This is a genomic window from Streptomyces sp. CWNU-52B (genome assembly GCF_047444975.1).
Classification (GTDB): Bacteria; Actinomycetota; Actinomycetes; order Streptomycetales; family Streptomycetaceae; genus Streptomyces.
Window position 1 is genome coordinate 43,128 of record NZ_JBLFJV010000028.1, and the last position, 16,595, is coordinate 59,722.

At 71.1% G+C, this 16,595-nt stretch carries 15 protein-coding genes and 1 tRNA gene; 11 read left to right on the forward strand and 5 right to left on the reverse strand.

The window, feature by feature from the left end; genetic code table 11:
• The first annotated feature begins 219 nt into the window (after positions 1–219).
• The 5 genes from ACLVWQ_RS26190 (at position 220) to ACLVWQ_RS26210 (ending at position 4,222) form a co-directional block, all read left to right on the forward strand.
• Positions 220–2,136, forward strand: coding sequence for a sensor histidine kinase (locus ACLVWQ_RS26190; protein WP_414111627.1), 1,917 nt, complete (start codon positions 220–222; stop codon positions 2,134–2,136).
• A 95-nt stretch (positions 2,137–2,231) separates the two neighbouring features.
• Complete coding sequence (locus tag ACLVWQ_RS26195) at positions 2,232–2,666, forward strand: roadblock/LC7 domain-containing protein (protein WP_414111628.1); 435 nt, start codon at positions 2,232–2,234, stop codon at positions 2,664–2,666.
• Between the two features lie 2 nt (positions 2,667–2,668).
• Positions 2,669–3,040: a DUF742 domain-containing protein gene (locus ACLVWQ_RS26200; protein WP_414111629.1), complete on the forward strand. Its 372-nt coding sequence runs from the start codon at positions 2,669–2,671 to the stop codon at positions 3,038–3,040.
• Positions 3,018–3,617, forward strand: coding sequence for a GTP-binding protein (locus tag ACLVWQ_RS26205; RefSeq protein WP_414111630.1), 600 nt, complete (start codon positions 3,018–3,020; stop codon positions 3,615–3,617). Before ACLVWQ_RS26200 ends, ACLVWQ_RS26205 begins: the two co-directional genes overlap by 23 nt.
• Complete coding sequence (locus tag ACLVWQ_RS26210) at positions 3,614–4,222, forward strand: GAF domain-containing protein (protein WP_414111631.1); 609 nt, start codon at positions 3,614–3,616, stop codon at positions 4,220–4,222. Before ACLVWQ_RS26205 ends, ACLVWQ_RS26210 begins: the two co-directional genes overlap by 4 nt.
• A 99-nt stretch (positions 4,223–4,321) precedes the next feature.
• On the opposite strand, the gene ACLVWQ_RS26215 is transcribed toward ACLVWQ_RS26210, so the two are convergent.
• Positions 4,322–6,205, reverse strand: a complete 1,884-nt coding sequence (locus ACLVWQ_RS26215; RefSeq protein WP_414111632.1) for a DUF2264 domain-containing protein — start codon at positions 6,203–6,205, stop codon at positions 4,322–4,324.
• Positions 6,206–6,492: 287 nt separating this feature from the next.
• Between ACLVWQ_RS26215 and tdh the strand changes: the two genes are divergently transcribed.
• The 3 genes from tdh to ACLVWQ_RS26230 all read left to right on the forward strand — a co-directional run bounded on the left by tdh (position 6,493) and on the right by ACLVWQ_RS26230 (position 9,792).
• Positions 6,493–7,521, forward strand: a complete 1,029-nt coding sequence (gene tdh, locus ACLVWQ_RS26220; protein ID WP_414111724.1) for an L-threonine 3-dehydrogenase — start codon at positions 6,493–6,495, stop codon at positions 7,519–7,521.
• A 38-nt stretch (positions 7,522–7,559) separates the two neighbouring features.
• A complete protein-coding gene (locus ACLVWQ_RS26225; RefSeq protein WP_414111633.1) occupies positions 7,560–8,765 on the forward strand; it encodes a glycine C-acetyltransferase in 1,206 nt (401 codons plus the stop codon).
• A gap of 121 nt (positions 8,766–8,886) precedes the next feature.
• Complete coding sequence (locus tag ACLVWQ_RS26230; RefSeq protein ID WP_414111634.1) at positions 8,887–9,792, forward strand: LysR substrate-binding domain-containing protein; 906 nt, start codon at positions 8,887–8,889, stop codon at positions 9,790–9,792.
• Between the two features lie 24 nt (positions 9,793–9,816).
• Here ACLVWQ_RS26230 and ACLVWQ_RS26235 read toward each other — a convergent pair whose 3' ends face one another.
• On the reverse strand, positions 9,817–11,169 hold the full coding sequence (locus ACLVWQ_RS26235) for an RICIN domain-containing protein (protein ID WP_414111635.1): 1,353 nt from the start codon (positions 11,167–11,169) through the stop codon (positions 9,817–9,819).
• A gap of 294 nt (positions 11,170–11,463) precedes the next feature.
• Between ACLVWQ_RS26235 and ACLVWQ_RS26240 the strand changes: the two genes are divergently transcribed.
• Positions 11,464–11,823, forward strand: a complete 360-nt coding sequence (locus ACLVWQ_RS26240) for an MmcQ/YjbR family DNA-binding protein (protein WP_414111636.1) — start codon at positions 11,464–11,466, stop codon at positions 11,821–11,823.
• A gap of 227 nt (positions 11,824–12,050) precedes the next feature.
• On the opposite strand, the gene ACLVWQ_RS26245 is transcribed toward ACLVWQ_RS26240, so the two are convergent.
• Positions 12,051–12,962, reverse strand: a complete 912-nt coding sequence (locus ACLVWQ_RS26245; protein WP_414111637.1) for a transketolase family protein — start codon at positions 12,960–12,962, stop codon at positions 12,051–12,053.
• Between the two features lie 74 nt (positions 12,963–13,036).
• Positions 13,037–13,747: a transketolase gene (locus ACLVWQ_RS26250; protein WP_414111638.1), complete on the reverse strand. Its 711-nt coding sequence runs from the start codon at positions 13,745–13,747 to the stop codon at positions 13,037–13,039.
• A gap of 163 nt (positions 13,748–13,910) precedes the next feature.
• Here ACLVWQ_RS26250 and ACLVWQ_RS26255 point away from each other — a divergent pair.
• Positions 13,911–13,984 (forward strand) — tRNA-Pro (locus ACLVWQ_RS26255).
• 170 nt (positions 13,985–14,154) lie between these two features.
• Positions 14,155–15,462, forward strand: coding sequence for an RICIN domain-containing protein (locus tag ACLVWQ_RS26260; protein ID WP_414111639.1), 1,308 nt, complete (start codon positions 14,155–14,157; stop codon positions 15,460–15,462).
• 91 nt (positions 15,463–15,553) lie between these two features.
• On the opposite strand, the gene ACLVWQ_RS26265 is transcribed toward ACLVWQ_RS26260, so the two are convergent.
• A complete protein-coding gene (locus ACLVWQ_RS26265) occupies positions 15,554–16,507 on the reverse strand; it encodes an alpha/beta fold hydrolase (RefSeq protein WP_414111640.1) in 954 nt (317 codons plus the stop codon).
• Positions 16,508–16,595: the final 88 nt, after the last annotated feature.

Genomic DNA, 16,595 nt, shown 5'->3' on the forward strand with positions numbered 1-16,595 from the left:
ACGCTCATACCAGAGGGGCAAGTGAGCCGTCGGACTTTGTCAACTGCCCACCACACGTGACGCGGTGACAACTACTGTGAGTGGCCGCTGGGCGACACAGAGCCGTTTTTCTCGGCTCTGCCGACCGGCGCAGCGATGGCGTATGCCCCAGTCGGCGTAGGCCGTGGTCGCAGACCGGGGGAGCCCCCACAGCCCCGACACACCAGTACGAGGACGTCGATGTCTCACCTTCGCGCACCGGCCGGACGCGCAGACCGCCGCGAGGGCGGGCGACACGGGCGGCCCGTCGCCCGCACCACCCCCACGCTGCCCGAGACCCACATACGGCCCCAACTGCTCCGGATCGCGGTCCTGCCGCCCGTCGCGGTGGCGCTCAGCGCGAGTGCCGCCGTGATCTTCACGGTCCGCTCGACCGCCGCGCGCCCCGACCCCACGCTGTGGATCGTGCTGTCCGGAGCCCTCGCGGTCGCTCTCGCGGGCATCGTGATCGCCGCGGTGGCCGCCGGCCGTGCCGCCAGGTCCGTGCACGACCGCGTCGGGACGCTGCGCCGCACCACCGCACGCGGGCAGGCCGAACTGCAGACCCTCGTCGAGTCGCTGCGCCGCGGTGACGCGCCGCCGGCCCGCCGGATGCGGGGCGGGCCCGCCCCGGACGCCGACGACTTCGACCTGCTCGCCGACGATCTGGCGACCGCCCACGACGGCGCTGTCGGCGCGGTCGTCCAGGCCTCGCAGCTCTCCAGCCACGCGGGCAGCGAGCAGAAGGTCGAGGTCTTCGTCAATCTGGCCCGGCGCCTCCAGTCCCTCGTGCACCGCGAGATCTCGATCCTCGACGAGCTGGAGAACGAGATCGAGGACCCCGACCTCCTCAAGGGCCTCTTCCACGTCGACCACCTCGCCACCCGGATCCGGCGCCACGCGGAGAACCTCGCGGTGCTCGGCGGTGCCGTCTCGCGCCGGCAGTGGAGCAATCCGGTCTCGATGACCGAGGTGCTGCGTTCCGCGATCGCGGAGGTCGAGCAGTACTCACGGGTCAAGCTCGTACCGCCGGTCGACGGCACCGTGCGCGGGCACGCCGTGGCCGACGTGATCCATCTGCTGGCCGAACTCGTCGAGAACGCCACGGTGTTCTCGGCGCCGCACACCCAGGTGCTGCTGCGGGCCAACGTGGTCACGTCGGGCCTCGCCGTCGAGGTGGAGGACCGCGGTCTCGGCATGCCGCTGGCCGAGCAGCACAAGATGAACGCGCTCCTCGCCGACCCGGACCAGGTGAACGTCGCGAGCCTGCTGCAGGACGGCCGGATCGGGCTGTTCGTGGTCTCGCAGCTCGCCCGGCGGCACGGGATCGCGGTCCGGCTGCAGACCAACATCTACGGCGGCGTGCAGGCCGTCCTGGTCGTGCCGCAGGCTGTGCTGGGGGCGCCCGACGCGACGCCCCCGCACGGGACGGTCGTCCAGGACGTGCCGGGTCAGGGCATATCGGGGCAGCAACCCCGGTCGCAGCCCCCGTCCCAACCTCAGCTCCAGTCCCAACCCCAGTTCCCGTCCCAACCCCAACCTCAGCTCCAGCACCAGCCGTTGCCGCAGCGCGCCGGTTCGTCCGCCGGGCTGACGGTGGTGAACGGCGGAGGCGGCCCGGCCCCGCTTCCGGTACGCGGCGGCGGGACGAGGGCCAACCCCGCGGAGGCCGTTCCCGGTGTCCGGTACGACGACAGGCGGACCGTCGACAGGAACGTCCAGAACGCTCAGCACGCGGAGGGCGCGGAGGGCGCGGAGGGCGCGGAGGGTGGCGAGAGCACGGGCGTGTCGCCCACCACCCCGCGCAACGGCGCCGTGCACAGCGGTATGAGCCGGCCCCGACTGCCCAAGCGGCGGGCCCAGGAGCACATCGCGCCCGAACTGCGCGGCGGGCCCGCGCCCCGGCAGGAGTCCGAGTTCCCCGTGGCCCACGACCCCGGTCTGATGGCGGCGTTCCAGCGTGGCATCGGACTCGCCGAGGACGCGGAGCCGACGCCCACCGCACGTCCGGTGCCCGAACCGCCTGAACCACCCGAGGCGCCCGCCCCGCGTGAGAGCGCGCCCGCGCCCGGTCACGACCTCATCGCCCGGCACGACGGGAGCACACCAGCCGGATGAATCACGCCACCCCCACCCACGCGACGCCCACCCACTCGCCCCCCACCCACACCTCCGCTCCCGCAGACCTTCGTACTTCAAGGAGTCGATCCCCCATGGCGAGCGATGTGCCGACCGGCCATGCATCCGATCTCGACTGGCTGATGAGCGGCCTGGTGCAGCGCGTACCGCACACCAGAAGCGCGGTGCTGCTCTCCTGCGACGGCCTGGTCAAGTCGGTCCACGGCCTCGACCCCGACAGCGCCGACCACATGGCGGCCCTGGCCTCCGGGCTCTACTCCCTGGGGCGCAGCGCCGGCGTCCGCTTCGGCGACGGCGGCGAGGTGCGCCAGGTCGTCGTCGAACTGGACTCCACGCTGCTGTTCGTGTCCACCGCGGGCTCCGGCACGTGTCTGGCCGTGCTCGCCGGACGTGACGCCGACGCCGCCGTACTCGGTTACGAGATGGCGATGCTGGTCAAGAGCGTCCGCCCGTACCTGATGACCGCGCCGAGGCAGCACTCCGTCGAACCGTCGGCGATGAGGCCTTGAACGTGGCCGCGGCCGGCGACGGGCCCTGGCTCGACGGCGCTGCCGGACGCCTGGTCCGTCCCTACCAGGTCAGCAACGGCCGGACCCGGCCGAGCACCGAGCTCGACCTGCTGTCCCAGGTGATGGCTTCGGGTGTCACCCCGCTCGGCTACCTCGGCCCCGAGCACTCCCAGGCACTCGACCTGTGCCGGGAGCCCGTCTCGGTGGCCGAGGTCGCCGCGCAGCTGAAACTGCCGGCGGTGGTGACCAAGGTGTTGCTGTCCGACCTCGTCGACTGCGGGGCGCTGTCCACGAAGCCCCCTACGTTCCACCACAACCCCACTGACCGGTCTCTTCTGGAGGCAGTGCTCGATGGACTACGACGACAGCTCTGACCCTTTCCCCACCGCGCTGAAGATCCTGGTGGCGGGAGGCTTCGGGGTGGGCAAGACCACCTTCGTCGGCGCGGTGAGCGAGATCGCGCCGCTCAGCACGGAGGAACTACTGACCACGGTCAGCGCCGCGACCGACAATCTCGACGGCATCGAGAACAAGGTCGAGACGACCGTCGCGATGGACTTCGGGCGCATCACCCTCGACCCGGAACATGTGCTGTACCTGTTCGGCACACCCGGACAGGAACGGTTCTGGTTCATGTGGGACGAACTCTGCGAAGGCGCCCTCGGCGCGGTCGTCCTCGCGGACACCCGCCGTCTTGAGGACTGCTTCGCGGCCGTCGACTTCTTCGAGCAGCGTGGCCTCGGTTTCATCGTCGCCGTCAACGAGTTCGACGGCGGCTTCCGTTACGACCCCGAGGAGGTGCGGGCCGCCATCGACCTCGACCCGGACGTGCCGGTGGTCCGCTGCGACGCGCGGATCTCCAGCTCGGGAGTGCAGACGCTGCTCACCCTCGTCCGCCACCTGCTCGCCCACGCGCCCTCGCGCACCCCGAGCCACGGAGCACACACATGAGGTACGACCCGCCGAGCCCGGCCGGTCGGCTGCTGCTCACGCCCGAGGACAAGGAAGCCCCCGCCCGTACGAACCGACTGCGTGTGCTGGGGCTGGGGGAGCACGCGGAACCGTCCCTCGACGCGTTCGCCGCGCGGCTCGCCGAGGTGGCCGCGGCGCCGTACGCGATGGTCAACTTCGTCGGCGAGGAGCGGCAGTTCTTCGCGGGACTGCACACCCGACCCCGGCACGGCCACGGCGGTCGCAACGGCAACGGCAACGGCAACGGCAGCAGCGGCAACGGTCCGGCGGGGCCGCGGGCCGGCGGCGTCCGGCACCTGGCCCGCGACTACGGCTTCTGTCCCCATGTGGTGGTCCGGCGCAAGGCGCTCGTCCTGGAGGACGTCCGGGACTATCCGCGCTTCGCCGGGAACCCGGTGGTCGACGAGTTCGGCATCCGCTCCTACCTCGGCGCGCCTCTCCTGGACCGTACGGGGATCGCCCTCGGCACGGTGTGCGTCGCCGATGTCGAGCCCAGGCCGTGGGGCAGACCGGGCCTGGACACGATCAAGGCGATGGCGGCGGAGCTGGTCGAGCAGATCGAGCTGCGGGAGGGCGGCTTCTGACCGAGGCCGGCCGGTGAGCGGCCGGGCCCGGGGCGCGGTCGGCCGGTGGATCGGCCCGTCGGCATGTGGCCATACAGGGTCGTGCAGGGTCATATGTGGTCATGCGGAGACCGTGTCGCCCTCCGGGAAGGTGATCCGGACCGCGTCGCCTTCGACCTCGCAGGACACCGACTCCCGTAACGCCTGGGGGTGCACCCGGTCGCCGGTCAGCGCGAGCAGGGTGACGTACACACCGTGGTCGCCCGGATGGCCCGCCGCGCACCGCAGGTACGGTGTCGCCGAGTGCGGGCCGAAGGCGTTGGCCTCGACCTCGCGGGCGATGCCGGTGCCCTCGTCCCAGCCGTGGAGGGCGACGACCACGCTGGTCAGTCCGTCGTCGGTACGGGCCAGCGCCCACCCGTACCCCCGTTCGGTGCTGGGCCGGGTCCCGGCCGCGACCGCGTAGCCGCCCTCCCGGACCGTCACACCGGACGGTGCGAACACCCGGTGCACGCGTATCTCCCAGGGGCCGCGCAGCACACTGGTCGTCTCGATGGTGAACCCCTCCTCCCCGCCGGGCAGCCGGGCCTCGTGGCGGGAGGCCGCCGTCCGTCCGGAACAGCGCAGCGGAACGATCCCCCCTCTGCGTGAGGCGGTGCCGTCCGGGGCCACCAGGGCGACATGCCCGTCGGTGGCCCGCTGCCACGCGTGCGTCCCCGCCTCGGGGGCCGTCGCCGTCGAGTAGCCGAACTTCGCGGAGTGCGGATCGTCCTCGGCGGGCCCGGACGGCGAGACGTGCGGGCCGCCGTGGTTGATCAGGCGCACGATGCCGTCGTGCTTCGTACCGTGCAGCAGCCAGCCCGGGACGGGGAGCGCGGTGTACTGGTCCGACTCCTCGACCGGCAGGGGCAGTTCACGCGCGGTCCACACCGGGTGCTCAGCAGGAAGCAGCAGGCCCAGGAAGGCCGTGCTCGCCCAGTACGGCGAGGCCGGACCCGAGTGCGGCCGTGTCACCGGCAGGAACGTGTCGTACCAGCCGAGCGGCAGCAGCCCCCGCTCGTCGGGCACCCCGCGCTCGACGAAGTGCCGTACCGCGCCCGACGCCAGCCGACGGGTGAGGCCCGGCGCCAGCGGCGTACAGCCCGCGAGGGCGCCCAGCCACACGGGAGCGGTGGTGGCGAAACGGTACGTCAGGGAGCGGCCGTGGTGCACGGGAGCGCCGTCCGCGCCGAAGAACAGCGGGTGCACGGCGAGGAACCGGGAGAGCCGGTCCCGGTACGCGTGACCCCGGCCGCCGCCGTCGCCACCGGTCATCCGGGACCACAGCAGCGGGTACAGGTGCAGGGCCCAGGCGTTGTGGTAGTCGAAGGTCCGGCCCGCGCCGTCGTCGTACCAGCCGTCGCCGGCGTACCGGTCCTCCAGCCGGTCGAGCCCGGCGTCGATGTCGTCCTGCCGGTACGGCGCGCCGACCGAGGCGAGGAACTGCTCGGTCACCACCTGGTGGAGGCGCCCGTGGTCGTCCCGGGTGCGGCGGCCCACCAGTCCCCACAGCCAGTCCACGATCCGCTCCCGTGTCCCGGAGTCCAGGCGGTTCCAGACCCAGGGGCGGCTCTCGTGCAGACCGACGGCGATCGAGGCGGCCTCCGCCATCTGCCGGGAGCAGTCGGTCAGTTCCGGCCAGGCCTCGCCGCTGTCGCGGTCGGTGCCCGCTGTCAGACCCCGCGCGTAGCGTTCCACCAGACGAGGATCGACATCGCCCTGTGCTCCGGTGATCCGGAAGGAGGCCAGCAGGAAGGACCGCGCGAACCCCGCGAGGCCGTCCGCCACCACGCCCGAGGAGGAGGTCCGGCCGGGCAGCCGGTACTGCGCGCCGTGCGGCGTCGCGTACGGGACCAGGGCCTCCAACTGCCGGTCGGCGAGCGTCTCCCAGTGCGCCCGTGTCCAGCCGGTGTGCGGCGACAGGACGTGGTCGGTGGGCGGCAGGGACACGTGCGGTGCGGGCATGGCGGGGTTCTGACTCCTCGGTTGCCGGTGCGGCGTCCGCTTTCTGACGCGGTTTCCGAGGAGGGATACGGCTGTCGGGCGTCGGGAGATCAATGAGAAGGCGGTGAGGTGCGGGCCTCGGTGGTCCCGGTGGCCCGGCGTGAAGGAAAGCTGCGGCAGAGCTTAAGAAAACCTCGATGGACCCGGGACGCCCGCGTGCGGCAGATTGCTGATCGAATCCACTCCTCTCCCCGGTGCGGGTGCCCTTCGGCATGCCCGCATCCGGGACCTCACTCACGGGAGCCCCGTTGAAGGCGCTGGTCAAGGAGAAGGCGGAGCCCGGACTTCGGCTCATGGACGTACCGGAGCCGGTCGTCGGCCCCGGCGAGGTGCTGATCAAGGTCCTGCGGACCGGGATCTGCGGCACCGACCTGCACATCCGCAACTGGGACGGCTGGGCGCGGCAGACCGTCGAGGCCCCGCTCGTGCTCGGTCACGAGTTCGTCGGAGAGGTCGTGGAGACCGCCGGTGGCGTCGGTGACATCGCCGTGGGCGACCGGGTCAGCGGCGAGGGCCACCTCGTCTGCGGGAAGTGCCGCAACTGCCAGGCAGGACGGCGCCATCTGTGCCGCGCGACGGTGGGGCTGGGGGTCGGCCGCGACGGCGCGTTCGCCGAGTACGTCGTGCTGCCCGCGTCCAACGTCTGGGTGCACCGCGTCCCGGTCGACCTCGACATCGCCGCGATCTTCGACCCGTTCGGCAACGCGGTGCACACCGCGCTGTCGTTCCCGCTGGTCGGGGAGGACGTACTGATCACCGGCGCGGGCCCCATCGGCCTGATGGCGGCCGCCGTCGCCCAGCACGCCGGCGCCCGGCACGTCGTCGTCACCGACGTCAGCGAGGACCGCCTGGAACTGGCGCGCAAGATCGGCGTCACCCTCGCGCTGAACGTCGCCGAGTCGGACGTCGCCGACGGACAGCGCGCCCTGGGCCTGCGCGAGGGCTTCGACGTGGGCCTGGAGATGTCCGGCAACCCCGCCGCACTGCGGGACATGCTCGCCAACATGACGCACGGCGGGAAGATCGCCATGCTCGGACTGCCGTCCGAGGAGTTCCCCGTCGACTGGTCCCGGATCGTCACCTCCATGATCACGATCAAGGGCGTCTACGGCCGCGAGATGTTCGAGACCTGGTACGCGATGTCGGTCCTCCTCGAAGGCGGCCTCGACCTCGCGCCCGTCATCACCGGCCGCTACGGCCACCGTGACTTCGAGGCGGCCTTCGAGGACGCGGCGAGCGGCCGCGGCGGCAAGGTCATCCTCGACTGGACTCAGTAAGGCCCTGGGTAAAGGTTCCGGACTTTCTAAGGAAGACGATGTTCGACTCCGTACGCGACGACCTCCGCACCACCCTCGACGAGATCCGCGCCGCGGGACTGCACAAGCCCGAGCGTGTCATCGGCACCCCGCAGTCCGCGACCGTGACCGTCACCGCGGGCGGCCGCCCCGGTGAGGTCCTCAACTTCTGCGCCAACAACTACCTCGGCCTCGCCGACCACCCGGAGGTCGTCGCCGCCGCCCACGAGGCGCTCGACCGCTGGGGCTACGGCATGGCGTCCGTACGCTTCATCTGCGGTACGCAGGAGGTGCACAAGGAGCTGGAGAGCCGGCTCTCCGCGTTCCTCGGCCAGGAGGACACGGTCCTCTACTCGTCGTGCTTCGACGCCAACGGCGGAGTGTTCGAGACGCTGCTCGGCCCGGAGGACGCGGTGATCTCCGACGCCCTCAACCACGCGTCGATCATCGACGGCATCCGCCTGTCGAAGGCCCGCAGGTACCGATACGCGAACCGTGATCTCGCCGATCTGGAACAGCGGTTGAAGGACACGGCGGACGCCCGCCGCAGGCTGATCGTCACCGACGGCGTCTTCTCCATGGACGGCTACGTGGCCCCGCTGCGCGAGATCTGCGACCTCGCCGACCGTTACGACGCGATGGTCATGGTCGACGACTCGCACGCCGTCGGCTTCGTCGGCCCCGGCGGCCGGGGCACCCCCGAACTGCACGGCGTGATGGACCGCGTCGACATCGTCACGGGCACGCTCGGCAAGGCCCTCGGCGGCGCGTCGGGCGGTTACGTCGCCGCCCGCGCCGAGATCGTCGCGCTGCTGCGCCAGCGGTCACGCCCGTACCTCTTCTCGAACACCCTGGCGCCGGTGATCGCCGCCGCCTCGCTCAAGGTGCTCGACCTGCTGGAGGCGGCGGACGACCTGCGGGAGCGGCTGGCCGCGAACACCGCGCTGTTCCGGTCCCGGATGACGGAGGAGGGCTTCGACATCCTCCCCGGTGACCACGCCATCGCCCCGGTGATGATCGGCGACGCGACCGTCGCCGGACGGATGGCCGAGCTGCTCCTGGAACGCGGGGTGTATGTGATCGGCTTCTCCTACCCCGTGGTCCCGCAGGACCGGGCCAGGATCCGTGTCCAGCTGTCCGCCGCGCACTCCACGCAGGACGTCGACCGCGCGGTGGACGCGTTCGTGGCGGCGCGCGCGGAGCTGGCGGGCGAGGCGGGCGCCTGAGGGCGGGCAGGGCAGAGCAGGGCTGGGCCGAGTCGGGGCTGGGGCTGGGGCTGAAGGAGGCTGTTCGGGGAGGGGCAGCGGGCGGGGCCGGCGGGTGTGAACCTTTGAGAGAATCCGTCGTGTGATCGAAGCACGGCGGCTCCATATCCTCCGGGCGGTGGCGGACCACCGTACGGTGACGGCCGCTGCAGCCGCGCTCTACCTCACCCCCTCCGCGGTCTCCCAGCAGCTGACGGCGCTGGAACAGGAGACGGGCCACCGCCTGGTCGAGCGTGGGGCCCGGGGCGTACGGCTGACCCCCGCGGGCGAGATCCTGCTCAGCCACACCAACGCGGTCCTCGCCCAGCTGGAGCGGGCCGAGGCGGAGCTCGCCGCGTACAGCTCGGGTTCGGCAGGCACCGTCACCGTCGCCGCCTTCGCGACCGGTATCGGCCTCGTCGTCGCACCAGCGCTGGCCCGGCTGGCGCGAACGGCGCCCGGCATACACGTACGCGTCCAGGACGCCGAGGGTGACGCCAGCCTGCCGATGGTGCTCGACCGGCAGGTCGACGTGGCGGTCGCCGTCGAGTACCGGGGAGCCCCGGACGCCGATGACCCCAGGCTCGCGCACTTCCCGCTGTACGCCGAGCCGTTCGACGCGGTCGTGCCGCGGACCCACCGGCTCGCCGACCGTACGGAGGTGCCGCTCGCCGAGCTGGCCAAGGACCCGTGGATCGGCCCGTACCCGGGAAACCCCTGCCACGACGTGGTGGTCCTGGCCTGCGAGCACGCGGGCTTCCAGCCCCGGCTCGAACACTCCTCGGACGACTTCCGCGCGGTCGTCGCGCTCGCCTCGGCGGACGCGGGGGTCGCCCTCGTGCCGCGCTCGGCCCTGCACGGCATGGACCTCGCGGGCGTGGTCGTACGCCCCGTCGACGGCGCCGCCCCCACCCGCCGGGTCTTCGCCGCGGTACGCCGGGGAGCCGAGGCCCACCCGCTGATCCGGCCGGTGCTGGAGGCACTGGCGGACGTGGCGTCCGTGGGGTGAGGCCCCGGCGTCAGCCCGGCTCGCTCACGAACGAGTGAAGATCCACTCGTGGTTGTTCTGGCCCTCCGGAGCGCAGGGCCAGATGATCAGGTCGCGGGTGGCGTCGTCGTTCCCGTAGGAGTCGAGGCACTGGTTGTTGCTGGCGGCGTTGCGTATCCAGAACCTGCCGTCGGACTGCTTGTCCAGCCACCACAGCTGGTTGTCCGCGGTGGTGCCGTTGCACGGGAACTCCGTGACCTTGGTGGCCCCGCCGACGCCCTTGTAGCCGGGCAGGTCGAGGCACATGCTGTCCATGACGTTGCGGATCTGGAAGAGCGGTACTCCGCCGGGGCCTGCCGTCGCGTAACGCTTCTCGACGTTCCACAGCTGGTTGTCGTCCGTGTTGCTGTTGCACGTCGCGTGCGTGATCGGCCCGTCCTGCCGGCCGCTGGAGAAGCCGGGGATGTCCACGCAGGTGTGGTTGGTGTTGTTCTTGATCAGCACCCTGGTCAGGACGGCCGGCAGCGTGCTCGTCGCCTTCTTCGCGACGGCGGCCTTCTTCTTCTTGCTCGGCGAAGGGCTGGGCTTCGGGGCGGGGGCGACGGCCTCCTCGGCGACCGGCGGCGCGGCCACCGCCTTCTTCTCCTTTTTCTTCTCCGGCTCCGTCTTCGTGGGGGAGGGGGCCTGGGTCGCGAAGACGTCGGCCGGGTCGGTGGCGCTGTTCAGCACGGTGTCGGCGGACGCGTTGTCGACGTTCTTCTTGTCGTCGTCCTTGTCCGTCACCGTGATCAGCAGCGGCACGGCGACCAGAAGGGCACCCGCCAGGGCGGCACCGGCGAGCACCGGCTTGCGGGGCCGGCCGACCGCGGTCCGGGTCGAGGTGGCCGAGCCCTTGCCTGCCGCGGCGACCGCGATGGCCTCGTGCTGCTCCCTGGTGGCAGCGGCGGAGAGCGCTCGCGCGCTGTTCCCCTCCGCGGCGCCCTCGGCCGGGGGAGTCGGGGGCGGCTCGGAGGGGCTCGCCCCGTTCTCGCCGGCTGCGGCTGCGGCTGTACCTGTGGCTGAGGCTTCGGGGCCGGCTCCGGATTCGGGTTCGGCCTTGCCGGCCGCCGCCTCGGCGTTGCCGTTCTCGGCCTTGTCGCCCTCGGCGCCCTGAGTCTCCTTGGCGGCCTTTTCGGACGCTGCCCCGGTGCCGGCGGTGTCCCCGTCCCCGCTCTCGGCACCGTCATCGGCCGCCGATCGGCTCGCGGCGGCCTTTCCCGCGTCGGCGCCCTTCGGCTCGGAGGCGGTCCGGGGCTTCCCGGAGCCGGTCAGCTGGGCCTCGACGGACTCGGCGTCGGGTGAGGTGGCTGCCGCTTCGCGGGCGGAGGACTCTCCCGTCGCCTGCTGCTGGTCGGACATGTGTTTTTGTGCCTTTCCTCTGGGCCACCGGAAGCTGTTCCCGTAGGACTTTCATACCGGTCGGCTGCTCGCAGAAGCCTTGGGGGGAAGAGAGGAAACTGTTGTGTGGGTGGGGTCGGACCCGGGATGCGGGGCCACGGGTCGTACGGCTGAGGTCAGAGTAGTTGGTGTTTCGTCGGTGCCGGGGTCCCCCAGGAGGTGAATTCCTGGGAATCGGCCGCCGGTTGCGGTACCGGCTCGTGCGGCGGACCGCTCCGAACGTCGTTGTCAGTGGCATTGGCTACGGTGCGTTCCATGCAGGATGCCGATGACGTACGCCGAATCTGTCTCTCTCTGCCGGACACGGTGGAGAAGACCGCCTGGAGCATGCCCACCTTCAGGGTGGCGGGGAAGATGTTCGTCACGCTGCCCGAGGAGGAGACCTCCATGGCTGTGCGCTGTCCGAAGGTGGAGCGCGACGAACTGGTCCTCGCGGAACCGGAGAAGTTCTGGGTCGCCGATCACGAGGCCGGATCCGCCTGGGTGCGTGTGCGGCTCGCCGCGCTGGAGAGCCCGGACGAGCTGCGTGACATCCTCGCGGACTCCTGGCGGCAGGCGGCTCCGCCCCGGTTGCTGGATTCCTACCCGGAGTTGGGCCTCCCGGCGGGCGGTTGAGGGGCGTTCGCACGGGCGATCGAGGACGTTCTCGATGGTCAGGGGGCGTTGTCAGTGGCGGGTGGCATGATCCGAGGCAGGTGGGAGCGCGGCACACGGGGGTCGTGATCCCACCGAAGTCACCGGGGGCGGCCGGGGGCGCTCGGGGGAGCGGGTGGGTGATGGCGGGGCGGGCGGGTGACGGTGTGACCGTCCGCCCCGCCGTCACACCGTCACCCGCCCGTCCGTCACACCGCCGCCCTCCCGTTCAGGAACCCGCTGATCCGCGACCGCAGGGTCGCCGAGTCCAGTCCGTGCGCGGCCACATGTTCCTCGACGAGGCCGTAGCGGCGCAGCTCACGGCGGCCGACACCGAGGCCGAGCACGCGGTGCGGCAGGTCCACGAGGGCGTCGTTCACGGCGGCCGCCGAGGTCCCGGCCAGATAGGGCTCGACCAGCACCACGTCGGTGCCGGCTGTTTCCGTGGCACGGCGCAGCGCGGCCGAGTCGAAGGGGCGCACGGTGGTCGCGTACAGCACGGTGACATCGAGCCCCTCCGCGGCGTCGAGCACCGCGTCGAGCATGGGCCCGACCGCCACGACCACACCGGCCCGCCCCTCGCGGAGCGTGTGGAACCGGCTGCCGTCGACGGGGAGAGCGTGGGTGTTGGCCTGCTCGGACAGGCGTACGTACACCTTGTCGTCGCCCGCCGCGACGGCGTGCCGCAGCAGGGTCTCGGCCTCGTCCGGGTGCCCCGGCACGTGCACGGTCCAGCCGTCCAGGGTGCCGAGCAGGGCGACGTCGCCGGGAGACATATGGGTGTAGCCGCCCGCCGGCCAGTCGAACGACGCGGCGGCGCTGACCAGCACCGCGCCCACGTCCTGGTGCCCGAGATCGAGCTTCACCTGCTCGAAGGGCCGCTCGACGAGGAAGCTGGCGAACGTGTGCACCACGGGCCGAAGACCGGCGAGCGCCAGGCCCGCGCCCGCTCCGATCAGCAGCTGCTCGCGGATACCGACGTTGATCACACGGTCCGGATGCCGGTGCCGGGTCTCCTCGAAGCCGGCCAGTCCGATCTCGGCGAGCACGACGGCGACGCGCGGGTCCTCGTCGAGCAGTCGCGACACGACGGGGGCGAACCGTTCACGCATCGAGTCCATGGGCGAAGGCCTTTCAGGAGAGAAGAGATCAGGAGAGAAGAGCAGGAGAGAAGCGGACGGACGGGTGTGATGTCTCAGAGGTCCTTCGGCTCGACCCGGGCGACGACCGCATGGGGCCGCCCCGGGTGAGGCGCGGTGAACGCGGCGTACAGCGCCTCGTGGTCCCGGCCGTCGACGGTCGCGGTGGACCAGCCCGCGGCCTCGAACCGCGCGGCGATCCCGCCGGGCAGCGCCCAGCTCGCGGAGGAGTTGTCGATCACGACGGTGTGCAGCCGGTCGAGACCGGCGGGCCCGGCGTAGGCGATGGCCTCGTGGTTGCTGCCCTCGTCCAGCTCGGCGTCCCCGACGAGCACCCACACCCGCGGGTCGTGGAGTCCTTGGGCCCGCAGTCCCAGTGCCGTGCCGACTGCGATCGGCAGCCCGTGTCCCAGCGAACCGCTGCCGATCTCGGCGCCGGGCACGAGCACGCGGTCCGGATGGTGGCCGAGCGGGGAGTCGTACGACCCGAATCCCGGCAGCAGTCCGACCGGTACGAACCCCTTGGCGGCGAGCACCGCGTAGTACGCCATCGGCCCATGGCCCTTGGAGAGCAGGAACCTGTCCCGCCCCGGGTCGTCCGTCCGCTCGGGGCCGACCCGCAGGACCCGGTCGTAGAGCACCCAGAGCGCGTCGAGTGTGGATGTCGCCGCGGGCCCGTGCTTCTCGTCCCCGCTCATCAGCCGCATCAGACCGGGCAGCTCCTCGTACCGGTGCCCGTGGGGGTGTTCCTCCGCTGTTGTCGTCATACGGACGATCGTGCAACCTCAAGGAAGGTTGAGGTCAAGCGACGGCTGCGGGACGCTGCGCGGAGCACTGCGCGGAACAAAAGGTGTGCGCGACCACCGACCCGAGTGCGGTATTGTTTCGATGCACGTTCAGCCAGGGGAAACCCCAGGTCACAACGGGCATCGGGACGTGGCGCAGCTTGGTAGCGCACTTGACTGGGGGTCAAGGGGTCGCAGGTTCAAATCCTGTCGTCCCGACTGGAGACAGTCGTAGTCGAGGGCCGGTTTCGGGAGTATCCGAAACCGGCCCTCGGTCGTTGCCGGGGTTTTCCGCAGGGCTCCGGCGGTCGAGGCAGTGGCCGAGTGGTGACGGAGAATGCCTCGATTTGAGTGTGTGTCCGCTGTGTCCCGTACGCAGACTGTGTGTCATGAATCCACTGATGCTCCGTCATGCCGCTGTTGGTGCAGGACGCGTCGGCGGCCCGGTCCGTCGCGTCGCGACCGTGCTGCTGACCTTGCTCTTCCTGTCCGCGCTCCTCGTCGGCGGTGGGGGAGCCGCGCAGGCGGCCGACCCGGACACCCACCGGGTGGCGACCTGGAACATGCAGGTCGGCAGTGACCGCTGGCAGGGCGCCGCGGCGATCGCACGGGACAACACCGTGCTGGCCCTGCAGGAAGTGCCCAACGTGGCCCCCGCCTCGGCGACCTATTTAGGCACCACGGGCAACATCGACAGATACTTCTGGGACATCGGGGGCGGCAACTTCCGCAACCTCTACATCCTGCGCCAGGCATCGCGCAATCTGGCCATCGCCACCACCTTCGACCCCGGTGAAGTGGTGGAGGTGCCCGGCTACTACCGCTCGGCGCTGATGGTCACCGACCCCGCCGACGACGTCGTGTTCGCCTCCATCCACGCCGCCTCGGGAACCGGTTTCGACGTCCGCGCACTCGTGCAGGACGTCGCCGACGAGGCCGTCGGCCGCGGCATCAACCACTGGGCGGTACTGGGCGACTTCAACCTCCCGCCGGCGCTCGCCGCCGCTCTCAACCTCCCCCCGGACGCCCGGGTCTACAACGCCGGCCAGGCCACCCACCAGGGCGGCGGCGAACTCGACTACCTCGTCACGAACGTGGAGACCGACAACTGGCAGGCCACGGTCGGTATCAACCGCGGCAGCGACCACTGGCCGGTCTACTTCCTGGCCATGCGCGCCGGTGCCGAACCCGCGCAACTCACCGTCCACGCGGACAACAGCGAACGGCTCCTGGACGTCTACGAGGCCCAGGACGCCAATGGCACCCATGTGATCCAGTACCACGCGAACGGCGGGACCAACCAGCGCTGGCGGCTCCAGCCGATCGGCACGTCCACCAGTACCGGGCACATCATGTACCGCTTCATGAGCGTCGACAACGACAAGTGCCTCGACGTGGCGAACGGCCAGTCCTCCGGCGCGGGCGACTACCTCAACATCTGGGACTGCCACGACATCGACGGCCTGCCCGACCCCGGCGGCAACCAGCGCGACACCCAGAACTTCACTCTCGAACACCCGGTGCCGCGGATGCCGAACCTGACCCTGATCCGCAACAACGCCACCGGCCTGTACGCCAACATCCGCGGCAACGACAACGGTGACGGCACCTGGGTCATCCAGTGGCCCGACCAACTGTCGAACCTGCCCGTCGCGAACGAGACCTTCTACCTCCACCCCGTCGTGGCGGAGCAGTAGGCCCGCGGCGGCCGGCCGTCGTTCCGGCAGCGCGAAGGGGCTTCGCGGGCGAGAGCCTGTGGAGCCCCTTTCGCGGAGTGCCCGTCCGATGTCATTCCGCCGGGAGGGCCGAGGCCCACTCGGTCAGCAGCTTCACGTAGAGCGCCGGGTCGAAGCGGTGCATCATGTGGTGCGCGTCGGGATACGACGCGTAGTGGACCTCGACGCCCGCGGACTCCATGAGGTCCTGAGCCTTCCGGGCCTGCTCGTCGGAGAGCGACCCGACGACATCGCCCGTCTGCGGATCGACGGCCCGGTGGTGATGGGTGATCAGGACGGGTGTCCTGACCTGCGCCAGCATCCGGTCGTGGGGGGAGTTCAGGCCGACGGTCCCCTCGAAGAACGCCCGTGCCCATTCGGGGTCGTATTCCTTGAGGTTCTGGGGCGGCTCCGCGTCCGCCGGGAAGAAGCGCGCGAGTTGCGACGACGAGGCCTCGGCGGCGGCGCCGAAGGCGGCCCAGTCGCCGACGGACCACTGATCGCCGAGGTGTCTGCTGAGCAGCTCGAAGAGCGGGCCCGCCCCCTGACGTATGTTGTGCCCCACCGCGGGGACGAGCTCGGAGGCGAAGAACGGCGCGTCCTCGCAGAGCGCGCCGCGGATCTGGCCGGGGAGCGAATACGCCGACAGCCAGGCGGCCAGGACCCCACCGGACGAGTTCCCCGACACGATGACCGGACGCCGGATCACCAGCGAGATGAAGCGCACCAGGTCGTTCCCGAAGTTGTCGAGGCTGTACCGCTTCGGCGTCCAGGTGCTCCGTCCCTGCCCGCGCAGGTCGACGGCGAACACGTGGAAGTCCTCGGCGAGGAGCTCGATCGCCGGCTCGTAGCTCCACCAGGAGCCCGTCTGCTCGGGAACGAGCAGGAGCGCCGGCTTGTCGGGTGACCCCGCTTCCGCGTAGTTCATCACGATCTCCCCGAGGTCCACCTGCTGCTCGGGACAGGCGTGGGAAACGAAGACGTCGCGGTGCGCGGGCCGGGGAACGGTGACCACCTTGTCGGTCATGCATGGCTCCTCGTATCAGGGCATGGCGCTTCCGCGCCGTGATCGCCTGGCGGCTGCTTGATATCCCTTGTATACCTAGTAGCAGAAG